General features: G+C 42.3%; 1 protein-coding gene. It reads left to right on the top strand.

Annotation, left to right across the window (positions count from 1 at the left end; all coding sequences use genetic code 11):
* Positions 1-220, top strand: a 220-nt coding sequence (locus tag TT13_RS11695; RefSeq protein WP_045477440.1) for a hypothetical protein, incomplete at both ends; no start/stop codon positions are given.

The following is a 220-nucleotide window of genomic DNA, read 5'->3' as shown; positions in this document are numbered from 1 at the left end:
CAGTGATTCAACGTCCGATTCACTAAGTGACTCAATTTCAGATAGTGACTCAACGTCTGATTCAATCAGCGATTCAGATTCAACGTCCGATTCACTAAGTGATTCAATCTCCGACAGTGATTCAACGTCCGATTCAATGAGTGATTCAATCTCAGACAGTGACTCAACGTCTGACTCACTAAGTGATTCAATCTCCGACAGTGATTCAACGTCCGATTCA

It is taken from the genome of Weissella oryzae SG25 (assembly GCF_000691805.2).
Lineage (GTDB): Bacteria > Bacillota > Bacilli > Lactobacillales > Lactobacillaceae > Weissella > Weissella oryzae.
This window is presented reverse-complemented; position numbering and strand designations above follow the sequence as displayed.